Raw genomic sequence first — 16,511 nt, 5'->3', positions numbered from 1 at the left:
CTTGGATCAATTATTCACAGAGGCGCTGCCGATTATCACTGCGATTGAAGATGCAGGATATGAAGCTTATTTTGTAGGGGGATCTGTCCGTGATTCCCTAACAGGAAGAATGATTAATGATGTAGATATTGCAACATCGGCTACTCCCGAAGAAGTAAAAGCGATTTTCCCCAAAACGGTAGATGTAGGAATTGCACATGGGACGATTCTTGTCTTGCATGATTCAGGAAATTACGAAGTGACAACTTTTAGAACAGAAAGTGGGTATTCTGATTTCCGTCGACCTGATGAGGTAAACTTTGTTCGTTCATTACGAGAGGATTTACAACGGCGAGATTTTACAATGAATGCGATTGCGATGGACCGTAACGGAAAGTTAATCGACCCCTTTTATGGCAAAGAAGCGATTCAAAAAAAAGAAATCGTGACGGTCGGGAATCCTGATGAACGTTTTACCGAAGATGGACTTAGAATGATGAGAGCACTTCGATTTGTAAGTCAGCTTCGCTTTGAATTAAATCCTGATACATATGCTTCATTAAAGCGACATGTTCGGTTAATGGAACATATATCAGTGGAACGAATTCTTGGTGAATTTGAAAAGCTATTATTAGGAATGAATCGAAAGAAAAGTATGGAGTTGGTCATTGATTCTGCTTTGTATTACTATCTTCCAGGCTTTAAAACATATAAAAGCCAATTAGCGCAAGTTAGGGCATATGATATCGAGCAGCTTAATGCGAAAGAGGAATTATGGGGAATTCTCCTAGTTCTATTAGATATAGAAAACATTGAGTCTTTTTTAAGAAACTGGAAGATGCCAATGAAAAATATTCGTTTTATTCTATCTGTAGTCAGATTGGTAAAACAGGAGCCCTATTTTCTGCAAGATAAGCTCCTCCTTTTTAAAGAAGGCGAAAAGACGGCCATATCGGCGGCTTCTGTAAGAGCAGTCTTGGAAAATACCGATGTACAAGATGCGATACGTACTGTGAATGAAGCTTATAAAGACTTGAAAATTAAATCGATGTCTGAGCTTGCTTTGACAGGGCATGATTTGCTCGCATTTGCATCTGACCGAAAACCTGGACCATGGGTAAAGGAAGCGATGGACAGTACTTTGCAAGCGGTATTGACGGGAAAAGTGAAGAACGATAAAGCAGCAATAAAGGAGTGGCTAAGCACGTGCAATCTGATGTGAGGAAAAAAATAATTGATGCTTTCTCAAATGCATTTGGCAGCTTTGTTTCTGGTCAAGAAATTGCGGATTATGTCGGCTGTTCCCGGACAGCCGTTTGGAAGCATATTGAAGAATTAAGAAATGAAGGCTATGTAGTTGAAGCGATTCGGAATAAAGGTTATCGAATTATTTCAGCACCTGGAAATGTAACGAGCAACGAAATTCAAATCGGCTTACAAACAACTGCGTTTGGTCAAAACATTCACTATGAAGAGAGCGTAGATTCTACCCAAAAAATCGCTAATCGTCTTGCTAATGAGGATGCAGCCGAAGGAACGATCGTAATTGCTGAAGAACAAACATTGGGTAAAGGACGGTTATCCCGCAATTGGCATTCGCCGAAATTCACAGGAATCTGGATGAGTTTAATTCTAAGGCCAAATATCCCCTTCCATGAAGCTCCACAATTGACCCTACTTGCGGCAGTTGCTGTGGCTCAAGCAATCGAGGATGTTACCGATCTTACCCCAGAGATCAAGTGGCCGAATGATTTATTGATTAAAGGAAAAAAGGTAACAGGAATATTAACAGAACTTCAGGCGGAATCGGATCGAATTCATTCTGTAATTGTTGGTATGGGAATAAATGTTAATCAGAAGCTTAGTGATTTTCCTGAGGAACTACAGAATACTGCGACTTCATTGTTCATTGAATCAGGAAAAAATATCTCGCGATCAGCTTTAATTCAACAAATCCTTCTTAATATGGAAAAACTGTATCATACATATTTGCAACATGGATTTAATCCGGTAAAACTTCTATGGGAAAGCTACGCAGTGTCACTTGGGAAAGAACTAAAAGCGACAACTGTAAATGAAACGATTATCGGTAAAGCGCTCGGTATTACGGATAGTGGTGTTTTACTTTTAGAAGACAAATTGGGGAAAATTCACCATATTTATTCAGCAGATGTTACGATTCCGTATAAATAGGGAGAAGCACGTTACTATAGAATATATTTAACAAAGTTGATATAATCCTAATGGGCAGTATCATTCGAACTGCACCTGCACGACCCAATTAATAAACTAAAATTTCTGCCTTGATCCAGTAATGGACGGGGACGGAGGGATGAATTTTCTGATGAATTTAAAGAGACGAACTTTTATTTAGGGAAAAAGGCTATTTGAAAACTTGGCTGGGACAATGGGTCCTATTTCCTTTAAAGCTCGTCTCTTTTTTTGTTATATGCCTATCAAGAAAGATTTTTCATCTCCTCTAACATAAGGAGGATATTTGAATGAAACTTTCCGGACAGTTTTTGAAAATGAAAAAAAATGATGAGAAAATTGTTATGCTTACTGCGTATGATTATCCAAGCGCTAAGCTAGCAGAACTTGCTAATGTGGACATGATACTTGTCGGGGACTCCCTTGGCATGGTTGTTCTAGGTTATGAATCGACAATCCGAGTAACAGTTGATGATATGATTCACCATACAAAAGCAGTGAAACGCGGAGCACCTAATACGTTCGTTGTTACTGACATGCCATTCATGAGCTATCATCTTTCATTGGACGAAACACTTAAAACCGCTGCACGCATGATTCAAGAAGGTCGTGCTGATGCTTTAAAACTTGAAGGAGCTGGTCAAGTAGCTGATAAGATTGCTGCCTTAACAAAAGCTGGAGTTCCCGTTATTGCTCACTTAGGATTAACACCGCAGTCAGTAGGTGTGCTTGGAGGGTATAAGGTTCAAGGGAAAAGCGCAAATGATGCTGAGCAGCTATTAGATGAGGCAAAGCAATGTGAAGCTGCAGGTGCGATAGCTGTTGTACTTGAATGTGTGCCATACCAAGTAGCAGAAGTGATTACTGAAAACCTTAGCATTCCAACAATCGGTATTGGCGCAGGGAAAGCTGTAGACGGCCAAGTACTTGTCTATCATGATGTAGTGACTTATGGAGTCGATCGCGTCGCTAAATTTGTAAAAACATATGCAAATGCTAATGAATTAATAAGCGGAGCGCTATCACAATACGTGAGTGAAGTAAAAGAAAAGCAATTCCCAACATTAGAGCATAGCTTTACGATGAAAGAAGAAGAAGTAGCAGCGTTATACGGGGGTAAAGCATGAAAATCCTTACAATTGCAAAAGAGATACAGCAACAAATAGCAGTAGAAAAGAAGAATGGAAAAACGATAGGATATGTCCCGACAATGGGGTTTTTACATGAAGGTCACGTAAGTTTATTGGAAAAAGCACGCCAAGAAAATGACATTGTTGTATTGACGATTTTTGTAAACCCGCTTCAATTCGGACTAAATGAAGACTTTGACAGTTATCCACGGGATATCGAACATGATGAAAAAGTCGCACAATCGGCGTTAGTAGACTATTTATTTTATCCATCCATTGAAGAAATGTACCCGGATGAAGTATCCGTTAAAGTAACTGTTCAACAACGAACGGATGTTCTTTGTGGTAGGAAAAGACCTGGTCATTTTGACGGAGTAGCTACAGTCCTAACGAAGTTTTTCAATATTATTAACCCAGATAAAGTATATTTTGGCTTGAAAGATGCTCAGCAAGTAGCTGTGGTGGATGGGTTAATTACGGACTTTAATTTTGATATTGATATTGTACCGGTCGAAACGGTTCGTGAAGAAGACGGTTTGGCAAAAAGCTCGAGGAATGTTTATTTACTTGAAGAAGAGCGTGCCTGCGCCCATGAATTGTATAAAAGTTTAAACCTTGCACGAGAGGCAGCGCAACACGGCGTAGACAATCCAGAGAAATTAGTCTCGCTCATTTCAAATCATATTAAGAACTATACAACTGGCTCGATCGACTATATTGAAGTATATTCTTATCCTGATTTAAAACCAATCGAAAAAGTATCAGGAAGCGTCATTATTGCATTGGCTGTTCAGTTCTCAACAGCCAGATTAATTGACAATGTAACATTTTTGGTTCATAAATAAAGGCTCTTTTCGTAAAGATTGTTGTTTTTAGCAAGAAACCAATTCGAACAGATGTTGATTGTAGTGGAAGGTGCGAGACTCCTGCGGGAAAAGCGTGTTGAGGGAGACCCCGCAAGTGCAAAGCACTGAGGAGGCTTCCGAGACCGCCCGCGGAAAGCGAGTACCTGCAACGGAAATCAACCCGGGTTATTAGTGTAAAAATGATTGAAAAGCAACAAAGTATGTGAAAACAGCCTAAATAAACGAACTAACAAGGAGGAGCTTGTATGTTCCGAACAATGATGAATGGGAAGATTCATAGAGCCACTGTAACAGAAGCAAACTTAAACTATGTAGGTAGTGTAACAATAGATGAAGATATTCTGGATGCAGTTGGAATCCTTCCAAATGAGAAAGTAGCTATTGTTAATAATAATAATGGCGCAAGACTTGAAACGTATACAATTGCAGGTGAAAGAGGAAGCGGTGTTGTTTGTTTAAACGGAGCTGCAGCAAGACTCGTACAGCCTGGAGATATTGTCATTATTATTTCGTATATCATGATTGCAGAAGAATCTGTATACAGTCATAAGCCCAAAGTTGCTCTTATGAATGAAAATAACGAAATCATTGAAATGATTTCTCATGAACCAGAGGCAACAGTTTATTAAAAAAAACAAGATTTCTGCAACCTAAAAATCTCACTTAATCCTATAAAGCTACTCATCAGTGAAAATGAAGTTCCACTTTAGGAACGACTAATTCTCTAAATGAGTGGCTTTTTCTTTAAATAACTTAGAACTACGTTCATTTTCCTTATTGGTTTAAATGTGGTATAAACAAGGAAGAACAACAAACGAACATACTTGTGTGAACGGGATTTAGAGGTGTTTTATATAATGGCGCAACGCTATGTAGTAGTCGATTTAGAAACAACAGGAAATTCCCCTAAAAAAGGGGAGCGTATTATTCAATTTGCAGCAGTTGTGATAGAAGAAGATCAAATCATTGCTGAATATTCTACTTTTATTCATCCTGAACAGGAAATCTCGATATTTATCGAAGAGCTTACAGGTATTGATAATGATATGGTAAAAGATGCTCCTATATTTGAAGAAGTGGCTGAACATATTTCTGCTTTATTAAAGGATGCGGTCTTTGTAGCGCATAATGTATTATTTGATTTAAATTTTTTAAAAGAAGAATTAGAACGATGTGGAATGGAAGCTTTCTACGGCTCTACGATTGATACTGTCGAACTTGCTAAAATCATGAAACCAACCTCAGATGGTTATAAATTAAATCAGCTTGCCAAAGCAGAGAAGCTTGATCACTCTATGCCACATCGTGCTGATAGTGATGCATTTGTCACGGCCCAACTTTTTCTTGAACTAAAAAAGAAACTTTATAAGCTACCACTTCTTACCATGAAACATCTATACCGACTTTCATACTCTTTAAAAAGTGAAATTTCGGAGCTTATTCAAGAATGTATAGCAAAAAAACTTTCTCGACCAAGTGAGTATGATGCAACGATTGAAGCATTTCAAGGCTTAGCTTTTAAGAAAATGAGCACAAAACATGCTCAAGCTACGTGGAAAATGGCTTATCCAAGCGATAGACAAGAGAAATTGGAACTTATTCGTGAATCATTGCCCCATTTTGAAAGCAGAGAAGGCCAGCTTGAGATGATGGATAAGGTATATGATTCGTTTGAAAATGAAAACCATACGATTATTGAAGCTGGTACAGGTATTGGTAAGAGCTTGGCTTATTTACTACCGGCAGCCTATTTTTCTGTGAAGCAAGGAAAACCAGTGGTCATATCAACGTATACACTTCAACTTCAAGAGCAGCTACTTCAGTCAGAAGTGCCAAAATTAAAGAAGATGCTTCATTTTCCACTTTCAGTTGTTCTATTAAAAGGACGAAGCAACTACCTTAGTCTTGCAAAATTTGAGCGAGCAATCAGGGAAAAAGAAGACAATTATGAAACTGCACTTACGAAAATGCAAATATTAGTTTGGTTAACAGAAACGGATACTGGTGATAAGGATGAATTGAACTTAACAAGCGGAGGTGAGTTATTCTGGGAAAGGCTACAAAGTAATTCATTTACTAAAAAGGGGTTACAAAAGCCTTGGCAAGTAGTCGATTTTTATGAAAGAGCCAAAGCTGTTGCACTTAAAGCAGACATCATTATTACCAACCACGCGTTTTTAATGGCTGATTTAGTATCTTCTGATCCTTTAATTCCAAATGACGGTTTTTTAATACTTGATGAAGCGCATCACCTTGAACGGGCTGCAAGCAAGCATCTTGGACGAAGACTTGATTATGTTTCAGTAAAAACTCTTTTAAATCGTTTAGGCCATTCGGATCAAAAACAATTACTATTTCGGTTGGAAAAGATGCTCCTCCAATATTCTTTAGAAGCAACAACTAGACAATCGAATATAGATCGAACTTTGCTTGATTTTTTCTATGAATTTGACCAATTATTTTTTCAATTAGGGGCAATTGCAAATCAGCATGAAAGGTCTGGTAGTCCAAAGCGAATATCGATTTGTTTAAAAGATGAAAAATGGAAAAAAATCTCTATGGTTGCAGAAAGATTGGTTGATCAGCTACAAACGATTTTGTCAGGACTAACAGAAAGAATTTCGTTACTAACAAGCATTGAAACTTTAAGTAAAAATGCCCAATTTTATTTGAATGATTTTGAACTGATTTGTTATCAAATTAATGAACTTAAGAAGACTCTTACTGATTTCTTTATCACTCAAAATACCGATTTTATCTATTGGATGGACTATACAAAAGCAAATCCACAACAAGGAATCTCATTAGCTTCTCAGCCCATTACAGGAAGCAAATTGTTATGGTATACATTCTTTTCGAGACAAAAAAGCATCGTTATGACATCGGCAACACTTTCTGTAAAAAAGTCATTTCACTTTTTTATGAATCAGATCGGGATGCAGGATATACCAGTGAAAACGTTTAGCTACCCTTCACCATTCAGCTATCGTGAACAAGTGCGAGTACTTGTACCAAAGGATATTCCAGATATTCAGAGCGTATCAAAAGAAGAATTTGTCTTTCACGCAGCACAACATATTATTCATACTGCAGAAGCTGCCAAAGGGAGGATGATGATATTATTTACCTCTCATGAGATGTTAAGAGCTACCTATCATGTAATAAAAGAGCTTCAAGCGTTACAAGAGTTTACATTGTTTGGTCAAGGGATAACAAGTGGCAGTAAAACAAGGCTTCTAAAAAACTTTCAAAGCTTCGATAAAGCCATCCTATTTGGAACGACTAGTTTCTGGGAAGGGGTTGATGTGCCAGGAGAAGATCTGTCCTGTCTTGTTATTGTTAGACTGCCTTTTTCGCCCCCTGATGATCCGATAACGGAAGCAAGATGCAACATCATCAGAAATCAAGGCAAGAATCCATTTTCAGCCTATTCACTTCCTGAGGCAATTTTGAGATTTAGGCAAGGATTTGGCCGATTAATTCGAACAAGCACAGATAGAGGTGTGCTCGTTGTACTTGATCGAAGAATTATGACGACTATATATGGCGAAGCTTTCAGGCAAGCGATACCTCCAGTTGATTGGCTGCAAGTATCAAAAAATGAACTTGTCAAAGCGATTGAAGAATGGATTTAAGTTAACTGATTAAGTTAAGTTTAAATAAGATAAACACCGTGTTAAATCGTCTCGCCAGTTTGTGGAATAATCTGGTATCAACGGGTGAATAGACTCAAAAAAATTTGGTTATAGGGCTTATCTCTTTGTTTATTCCTGTAAATGAATTAATTCGAAGAATAGCAAAAAATTGATATGGAAATGTTCAACAAACTGGTATAATGTGAAAAGAAGTCAAACATATAAAACCTTGTTATCCCAAGGTTTTTATATAAAAATTATTGTTAAGGGGGTGCTTGGAAATGGAAAGCAAAATAGAAGTGATTTCAACTGTAAAACTTGCGCATTCCCCTGATTTGTATAAAATAGTTGATTCTTTAAACCGTAATCTAAAGGAAAGAAATCTTATGTTTGGGCTTGCGCTAGATTCAGAAGATCAGGAAAAAGCGATATTCACGATTTATCGTACATAGAAAGAGTGACTGTATTTGAAAAAGTGGCTGATTATTACTTCGGTTTTCGTACTTTGCTTCATTGTTCTTGTAGCGGGGGCTTATATTAAAGCGATGTCGCCAAGACAAGATGCATCTGATATCGCTTTTGCCAAGGCGAAGCAGGAAAGAGACCTAGTTACACTTGATGAATTTTATCTTTACCATGGACTTGAATCTTATTCTGTTGTTGTCGGAAAAAATGTGGCTGGTGAGAAACTAGTTGTTTGGATTCCTGAGAACAAAGATTTAGATATTGTAACAGCTCAATATAAAAATGGTAAGACAAAGAAAGAAATCATTCAGATTGCCAAGGAACATCTGAAATCTCATGAAATTATTTCAGTAAAACTCGGGATGGAAAACAATGTTCCACTCTGGGAAGTAACTTCTCTGGATGCTACAAAACATTATAATTATGAATATTATGAGTTTAAGTCAGGCGAAATGATTGATTACTATCGAGGTATTTAGACAGATAATGGAGGGTTTATTATGACAAAGTTAGCAAATCGCGTACAAGCATTAACACCATCATCTACATTAGCAATTACTGCTAAGGCAAAAGAGCTTAAAGCTCAAGGACAAGATGTTATTGGTCTTGGAGCAGGCGAACCAGACTTTAATACTCCGCAGCATATTATCGATGCAGCTTTTAAATCTATGAATGAAGGTCATACAAAATATACCCCTTCAGCCGGTTTGCCAAAGTTGAAAGAGGAAATTATTAACAAGCTTTCAAAAGATAATGGTCTCTTATATCAACCAAATGAAATTATTGTTGGCTCAGGTGCGAAACATGTGCTTTACACATTATTTCAAGCGATTTTGGATGAAGGGGATGAAGTGATTATCCCTATTCCATATTGGGTCAGCTACCCTGAACAAGTTAAATTAGCTGGCGGAACTCCAGTATATGTGAATGGTACAGAAGAACAGTCGTTCAAAATTACAAAAGAGCAGCTTAAAGAAGCGATTACAGATAAAACGAAAGCATTTCTTATCAATTCACCTAGCAACCCAACAGGTATGTTATATACAGAAGAAGAGTTGCGCGAGCTTGGGCAAGTTTGTTTAGATCATGATATATTAATTGTTTCAGATGAAATATATGAAAAACTTATTTATGATGGAGCGAAGCATGTTTCAATCGCATCTATATCAGAAGAATTGAAACAACAAACAATTGTCGTCAACGGTGTATCAAAATCTTATTCAATGACCGGTTGGAGAATTGGCTATGCAGCTGGAAATGCTGAGATTGTAAAAGCGATGACGAATTTAGCAAGTCACAGTACTTCAAATCCAACAACAACAGCTCAATATGGTGCAATCGCTGCTTTATCAGGACCGCAGGACAAAGTAGAAGAGATGCGAGTCGCATTTGAGGAGCGGTTGAATATCATTTACGATAAACTTACAGCTATTCCTGGAATCACTTGTTTGAAACCTCAAGGGGCATTTTACCTGTTCCCTAATGCAAAGAAAGCGGCAGACCTTACTGGTTTTGATAATGTAGATGCATTTGCTGGTGCCCTGCTTGAGGAAGCACTAGTAGCAGTTATCCCAGGATCGGGATTCGGAGCTGATGATTTTATTCGCTTATCTTATGCAACATCATTAGATCAATTGGAAAAAGCTGTTGAACGCATTCATTCATTCGTTTTATCAAAAATGGGCTGACTTGCTAACTTACACTGTTGAGTAACCAGATAAAATACATTTATTTGTATCGTGTTTGCCACTACAATGAAGTACATGTATAATGAAAATGTTATGCACGTATAATATTTTTTATAAGTTTTATTGTTTAGCGCTAGTAGTCTACCTCCTCTAAAGTATTGTGGTTCATGTTATCTAGAGAGATAATTGCTTTCGGGCTTAATGGGGTGGGTAGGTGCTTGCGCTTTATGATTTGGAGGGAAATGTATCGTGAAAATTACGATATCACAAGTAAGTAAATATGTAGATCAAGAAGTGACGATTGGCGGTTGGTTAGCTAATAAACGTTCAAGCGGAAAGATTGCATTTTTACAATTACGGGATGGATCAGGGTATATACAAGGTGTTGTTGTGAAAGAAGATGTTGGGGAAGAGATTTTTGCCCGTGCGAAATCGATTACACAAGAGTCTTCCTTATATGTTACAGGTATTGTACAAACAGATGAGCGTTCTCCATTTGGCTATGAGCTGCAAGTGAAGAATGTTGAAATCATTCATGAATCAGTGGACTACCCAATTACACCTAAATCACACGGAACAGACTTCTTGATGGATCACCGCCATTTATGGTTACGTTCGAAAAGACAGCATGCTGTTATGAAAATCCGTAACGAAATCATTCGTGCTACATATGAATTTTTTAATAATCAAGGTTTTGTTAAGATAGATCCGCCAATTTTGACTGGAAGTGCTCCGGAAGGCACAACGGAATTATTTTCGACTAAATACTTTGATGAAGATGCATTTCTATCACAAAGTGGACAGTTATATATGGAAGCTTGCGCAATGGCGCTTGGAAAAGTATTCTCTTTCGGTCCAACATTTCGTGCTGAGAAGTCAAAAACTCGTCGTCACTTGATTGAGTTTTGGATGATTGAACCAGAAATGGCGTTTTACGATTTTGAAGACAGTTTAAAAGTACAAGAAGATTATGTTTCTTATATCGTTCAATCTGTATTGCAAAACTGTAAGTTGGAATTGAACACGCTAGGACGAGATGTCGAGAAGCTTGAAAAAATTAAAGCACCATTTCCAAGGATTACGTATGATGAAGCACTTAAATTCCTTCATGAACAAGGTTTTTCAGATATTCAGTGGGGAGATGATTTTGGTGCGCCACATGAAACAGCAATTGCCGAAAGTTATGAAAAACCTGTTTTCATTACGCATTACCCAACTTCATTAAAACCATTTTATATGCAGCCAGACCCAGAGCGTGAAGAAGTTGTATTATGTGCCGATTTAATCGCGCCAGAAGGATATGGTGAAATTATTGGTGGATCAGAACGTATCCATGATTTCGAATTGCTTGAAAAACGAATTGAAGAACATAAATTAAGCAAAGATACGTATAATTGGTATCTCGAATTACGGAAATACGGTTCGGTTCCTCACTCTGGTTTCGGACTTGGGCTTGAGCGTACTGTAGCGTGGATCAGTGGAGTAGAGCATGTACGTGAAACGATTCCATTCCCACGTTTATTAAATAGACTATACCCATAATTACATGAGAATATCATAATAAGGGACTGACCTCGTCTTCTACAACGGTAGCAAAGTGTTGTGTACACTTCTAAACTTTATGTTGTGATTACGGGGACAGTCCCTTTTTTTATCGTGCATTAACGGGTAGTAGGCCTAGCGACGCTAGTACGGAACTAACCATTTGAGAGAAGTCAGAAAAAAAACCACTGATTAAAGTTTCGCTTTATAAGGCTATATAGAAAAAGCTTTTAAAATAAATTTATTTTTATTTTTGGTAATTATTTTCCAAAATGTTTTATAGTTAATGTCGAACCTTGTTTCATGTTATACTTATAATGAGGTGTCAAAGATATGAAAAATAACTTATATGCATGGTTTAAAGAAGGATCGATGACGATTCCTTCATTTTTATTTACTCATTATAAAAAGATAGGCTTAAATGAGCAAGATGTTATGCTACTGCTTCAACTTCAACATTTTATTGAAACGGGAAATGATTTTCCCGCGCCATCCCAGCTAGCAGAGCGAATGACTCTACAGGAAACAGAGTGTTTGTTTTTAATACAGCGTTTAATTCAAAGAGGGTATATTAAATTAGAAGAAGATCAAGGACAAGCAATTGGAGATGAAAGGTATTCACTAGATCCATTGTATGAGAGATTAATTGATTGCTTCTTACAGGCTCAGAAACAAGAGAAAGCGGAGCAGGCATTAAATGAGGGAGAAAGCCTCTATACAGTATTTGAACAGGAATTTGGCCGGCCGTTGTCGCCGTATGAGTGTGAAACACTAGCACTATGGATGGACGATGATCATTCACCTTCAATCATAAAAGCGGCATTGCGTGAAGCTGTTATCTCTGGTAAATTAAATTTTCGCTATGTTGATCGTATTTTATTTGAATGGAAGAAGAATGGCATTAAGACAATTGATCAGGCAAAGGATCGTGGTCAGCAATTCAGAATGCATCAAAAGCGAGAAAAGAAGCAGGTTACACAAACTCCAATTAAAGATGTGCCTTTTTATAATTGGTTGGAGCAATAGTTATAAATAGTTCTAGGTAAAAGGAGTCTATTATGCTGAATAAAACGCAGATTCGTTATTGTTTGGATACGATGGGTGAGATGTTTCCAGATGCACATTGTGAATTGAATCATTCTAATCCATTTGAACTCGTCATCGCGGTTGCACTGTCTGCTCAATGTACAGATGTTCTTGTAAACAAAGTCACAAAAACATTATTTCAAAAATACAAAACTCCAGAGGATTACATAAATGTCCCCATCGAGGAGCTTGAACAGGATATTCGCTCAATTGGATTGTACCGAAATAAGGCTAAAAACATCCAAAAGCTTTCCAAAATGCTGATTGAAGAATATGGTAAAGAAGTTCCGAGAGACCGGGATGAATTAACGAATTTGCCAGGTGTCGGTAGAAAGACGGCAAATGTTGTTGTTTCCGTTGCATATGGTATTCCGGCCATTGCGGTGGATACTCATGTTGAAAGAGTGAGTAAACGCCTTGGAATATGCAAGTGGAAAGACAGTGTTCTTGAGGTGGAAAAAACTTTAATGAACAAAGTTCCAAAAGAAGAATGGTCCGTTACCCATCATCGCATGATTTTCTTCGGTAGATACCATTGTAAAGCTCAAAATCCACAATGCCCTGTTTGTCCACTTCTTGATGTATGTCGCGAAGGGAAGAAGCGAATGAAAAGAGAAGCAGTTAGATGATTGTAAAATTACCACAAAAACTTTTACATGAAAAGTTCTTTTTTAGTGATATGATTGAAATCGATCATTCTAGCTTTGATAAATGGGATCCGAGTTTTAATCCAGCCCTTTTTGTGTATGATATGCTGTATTGGAGTGGGGGACAAGGATTTCAACCTTGGCAGCAGGGACACTTGACCATACCAGTTCTTTTTGAAAAATGGAAAGAGATAGCTAATACTTGCAAGATCATCATTGATGAGCGCAGGCAAAAAGATGCTGAACTGTTCATGAAAAAGGGGATGGCTCTTTTTTTTCAAGCTTTGTTTTGGATCAATGAGCAACCTGTAGTGCTCTATAATTGGTATGAGTCTGTTGACAAGCTTTCAATAAAACCGATTAATGTTGTTGAAAGACTTTCATTTGTCGAATTGCGTATGACTCATTATGTTTCTTTTATTCAACTATCAGAATTATTTCTTGAAGCCGAAAAACAATATTATAAAACGATAGCAATGAAAAAAAGATATCAAAAATAAGAAGAGGCATCCATATGGATGCCTCTTACTTTATTTGAGAAGTTAAGGATTGGTACCTTCAGCTGGTGGTACCGTGTTTTCGGCATCAATTGGAGGTTCTGGTGGTTCAGTAGTTCCGCTATTGCCGCCAGTGCCTCCAGTGCCGCCAGTGCCGCCAGTGCTGTTTTCAGCACCATTACTGTTTCCATTACCTGGATTTTTATTGCCGTTATTATTCCCTTTGCCAGGATTGTTATTATCACTATTGTTACCATTACCAGGATTATTATTGTTTCCATTGTTATTGCCGTCATTGCTATTGTTATCATTTGAATTATCTTGCCCTTGTTCATTCTGTCCAGTGTCATCTGTCACATCAGGGTTATTTAAGTCAGGTTCAGGTGCGATCGGTTCTTCCTGAAGTGCAGTGACTTTAACACTGGCTGAAGCTGATGCACTTTTCTGGCCGTTAATAATCGCTGTGACAGTGAATGTATAAGTTGAACCAGGGTTAGGTTGTTGGAGTGTTAATCCCATCGTACTCGAACGTGCGAGTACTTGAGAGGCTCCCCCATCAATCGATACTTTAACCTCAAATTCTGGTGTCTTACTACCTGTTTGAGGGTAGTTCCATTGAAGATTAATGGAATTGCTCGCTTCATCATAGCTTGCGTTTACTCCAATAGGAGCAGATGTCTTATCATATTGCTTGGTTACTTTTGTTGGTTCATGTCCTCTTATGAAATATTCATAAACAATCTGGTCTTTAGGTGTGTACTCACTTGCTTTTACAGCAGGGTTCGATCCTTTAAGAATGCCAATCTTTACAACGTTTTTCGGCTGTTTAAAGTCTTCTGTTTTACCTTTATGAACATGTTGCATTAATTCTTTAACCATCTTTTTCGGAATCGTTTGCGATTCTTTTCCAAGGTATTCGCTTTTTTTATCATATCCAATCCAAGCAGCGACCGTATACTTGGTCGTATAAGCTGTCATCCAACTGTCTGGAATCCCTTCAGAAGGGATGTTATATTTCTTCTTATCTGCAGCAGTGAAATTGGAGGAGCCGGTTTTACCAGCCATTTCTAGACCTGAGACTCTCGCTCGTTGTCCAGTTCCATGGCTTTTATCAATAACTCCTTTTAACATGTCAGAAATCATAAAGGCTGTTGATTCTTTCATAACAGCTTTTGATGTATATTTATTTTCAATAGTTGTCTTATCTCGTAAAACAATTTTTGTGACGGTATGTGGTTGATTATAAATTCCGCCGTTTCCAAAAGCACTATACGCGCCAGCAATTTGCATGGACGATACCGATTGTGTTCCGCCAATAGCACCAGACTCATAATTAGCTTTAGGGATCGGAATTCCTAATTCTTGCGCAAAAGCGTAACCTTCTTCAACGCCAACCTCTTGAAGTGCCTTAAGTGCTGGGATATTTAGGGATCGCTCTAAAGCCTCACGCATACTCACATCACCGCGATAACGACCACCTGCATTTTTAATTGGTGTACCATTTGAATATTCATATGGTTCATCGGTTAGTTGATGATAAGTAGACCAATTTAATTTGTCAATTGCAGGAGCATAATCCATGATCGGCTTAATCGTAGACCCTGGTGAACGCTTTGCTTCAGTTGCGTAGTTAAATACCCGTTTACCTTGAATATTTCTACCTCCACCGATTGCTCGTATTTCACCGTTTTGTGTATCAATCAGGGAAATTCCGGCTTGCAAGGATTTACTCGGATATTGGATGATCTTCTCGGTATTTAACATGTCATAAACATATTTTTGTGCATCTGTATCGATGGTTGTGTAGATTTCGAGTCCATCTGTATACGGATTGTAATCGCCCATACTTTGAACTTCTTCAATTACTTGATCAATAAAAGCATCGTATGGTGTTGTATCAATTTTACTCGTATCCTGTGATTTTAACGTTTTAGTTACTGGAATGCTTTGGGCTGCTTTCATTTCTGCTTCGGTAATAAATCCGTGACGATTCATTAAGTGAAGCACTAAATTTCGTCTTTTTTCTGCCCGGTCTGGATGTTTAAAAGGATTATATCTGCTCGGACTTTGCGGTAGCCCAACAAGCATCGCTACTTCATCGAGTGTAAGATCTTTAAGCTCTTTTCCATAATACGTATCTGCAGCAGTGGCAATTCCAAATGCATGGTTAGCATACCAAATCTTATTCACATACATTTCAAAAATTTCTTCTTTCGTATATCTTTGTTCAAGTTTAATGGCTAACCAAGCTTCTTGAACTTTACGCTTAATAGTCTTTTCATCGGTTAAAAATGTCCGCTTAACGACTTGTTGAGTTAAAGTACTAGCACCTTGTGAACCAAAGCCGTTGGTTACATTTCCGATCACAGCACTCCCTAGGCGGAGAAAATCGACTCCACCATGCTTAAAGAACCGGACATCTTCCGTTGCTAATACAGCATTTTTAATAACTTCAGGAATATCCGCATAAGCTACATATTCTCGCTTTTCAACGCCTTCCTCGGTAAGTAGTTTACCATCTTTATCATAAAATTTTGAGGAAAGGGGGTCTTTTAAGAGCGACTCGTCAATCTGTGGTGCATCGCTGATGAAATAGGCTACTGTTGCACCACCCGCAACGACTCCAATAATACAGAGCGTTACGAGAACAAGAAAAATCTTTTTAAATAACCCTCTTGGTTTTTTGTGACCCTTTCCTTTTTTATTAGAGTTCGCCTGCTTTCGGCGTTCCTCTCTTGTATTATATTTTTCAGCCAAAATAGCTT

At 37.9% G+C, this 16,511-nt stretch carries 14 protein-coding genes; 13 read left to right on the top strand and 1 reads right to left on the bottom strand.

The window, feature by feature from the left end; translation table 11 throughout:
• Position 1: 1 nt before the first annotated feature.
• From V179_RS0111250 to V179_RS27815, 13 genes are all read left to right on the top strand, one after another.
• On the top strand, positions 2–1,201 hold the full coding sequence (locus V179_RS0111250) for a CCA tRNA nucleotidyltransferase (protein ID WP_028391530.1): 1,200 nt from the start codon (positions 2–4) through the stop codon (positions 1,199–1,201).
• Entirely contained in the window at positions 1,186–2,172 is a 987-nt protein-coding gene (locus V179_RS0111245) for a biotin--[acetyl-CoA-carboxylase] ligase (RefSeq protein WP_028391529.1), read from the top strand. Before V179_RS0111250 ends, V179_RS0111245 begins: the two co-directional genes overlap by 16 nt.
• A gap of 308 nt (positions 2,173–2,480) precedes the next feature.
• Positions 2,481–3,317 (top strand): 3-methyl-2-oxobutanoate hydroxymethyltransferase, encoded by an 837-nt coding sequence (gene panB, locus V179_RS0111240; RefSeq protein WP_028391528.1) that lies wholly within the window; start codon positions 2,481–2,483, stop codon positions 3,315–3,317.
• Positions 3,314–4,165, top strand: a complete 852-nt coding sequence (gene panC, locus V179_RS0111235) for a pantoate--beta-alanine ligase (RefSeq protein ID WP_028391527.1) — start codon at positions 3,314–3,316, stop codon at positions 4,163–4,165. Before panB ends, panC begins: the two co-directional genes overlap by 4 nt.
• 266 nt (positions 4,166–4,431) lie before the next feature.
• Positions 4,432–4,815: an aspartate 1-decarboxylase gene (panD, locus tag V179_RS0111230; RefSeq protein ID WP_028391526.1), complete on the top strand. Its 384-nt coding sequence runs from the start codon at positions 4,432–4,434 to the stop codon at positions 4,813–4,815.
• Between the two features lie 228 nt (positions 4,816–5,043).
• A complete protein-coding gene (gene dinG / locus V179_RS0111225) occupies positions 5,044–7,821 on the top strand; it encodes an ATP-dependent DNA helicase DinG (protein ID WP_028391525.1) in 2,778 nt (925 codons plus the stop codon).
• Positions 7,822–8,102: 281 nt separating this feature from the next.
• Entirely contained in the window at positions 8,103–8,273 is a 171-nt protein-coding gene (locus tag V179_RS30025) for a YpmA family protein (RefSeq protein WP_084552317.1), read from the top strand.
• Positions 8,274–8,288: 15 nt separating this feature from the next.
• Complete coding sequence (locus V179_RS0111215; protein ID WP_028391524.1) at positions 8,289–8,765, top strand: cell wall elongation regulator TseB-like domain-containing protein; 477 nt, start codon at positions 8,289–8,291, stop codon at positions 8,763–8,765.
• Positions 8,766–8,786: 21 nt separating this feature from the next.
• The gene (locus V179_RS0111210) at positions 8,787–9,974 is read left to right on the top strand and encodes a pyridoxal phosphate-dependent aminotransferase (RefSeq protein WP_034301049.1); all 1,188 of its coding nucleotides are present in this window, start codon (positions 8,787–8,789) and stop codon (positions 9,972–9,974) included.
• Between the two features lie 249 nt (positions 9,975–10,223).
• Positions 10,224–11,516, top strand: coding sequence for an asparagine--tRNA ligase (gene asnS, locus V179_RS0111205; RefSeq protein WP_028391522.1), 1,293 nt, complete (start codon positions 10,224–10,226; stop codon positions 11,514–11,516).
• A gap of 333 nt (positions 11,517–11,849) precedes the next feature.
• The gene (locus V179_RS0111200) at positions 11,850–12,542 is read left to right on the top strand and encodes a DnaD domain-containing protein (RefSeq protein WP_028391521.1); all 693 of its coding nucleotides are present in this window, start codon (positions 11,850–11,852) and stop codon (positions 12,540–12,542) included.
• A 32-nt stretch (positions 12,543–12,574) separates the two neighbouring features.
• A complete protein-coding gene (gene nth / locus V179_RS0111195) occupies positions 12,575–13,231 on the top strand; it encodes an endonuclease III (RefSeq protein ID WP_028391520.1) in 657 nt (218 codons plus the stop codon).
• Complete coding sequence (locus V179_RS27815; protein WP_051404933.1) at positions 13,228–13,749, top strand: YpoC family protein; 522 nt, start codon at positions 13,228–13,230, stop codon at positions 13,747–13,749. Before nth ends, V179_RS27815 begins: the two co-directional genes overlap by 4 nt.
• Positions 13,750–13,791: 42 nt before the next feature.
• Here the strand turns inward: V179_RS27815 and V179_RS27810 are convergent, their stop codons facing one another.
• Positions 13,792–16,503 (bottom strand): PBP1A family penicillin-binding protein, encoded by a 2,712-nt coding sequence (locus V179_RS27810; RefSeq protein ID WP_084552316.1) that lies wholly within the window; start codon positions 16,501–16,503, stop codon positions 13,792–13,794.
• Positions 16,504–16,511: the final 8 nt, after the last annotated feature.

This window comes from Bacillus cihuensis, from assembly GCF_000504145.1.
Taxonomy (GTDB): Bacteria; Bacillota; Bacilli; order Bacillales; family DSM-1321; genus Peribacillus; species Peribacillus huizhouensis.
The sequence above is the reverse complement of the archived record's forward strand: the minus strand, read 5'-3'. Positions and strand labels throughout refer to the sequence as shown.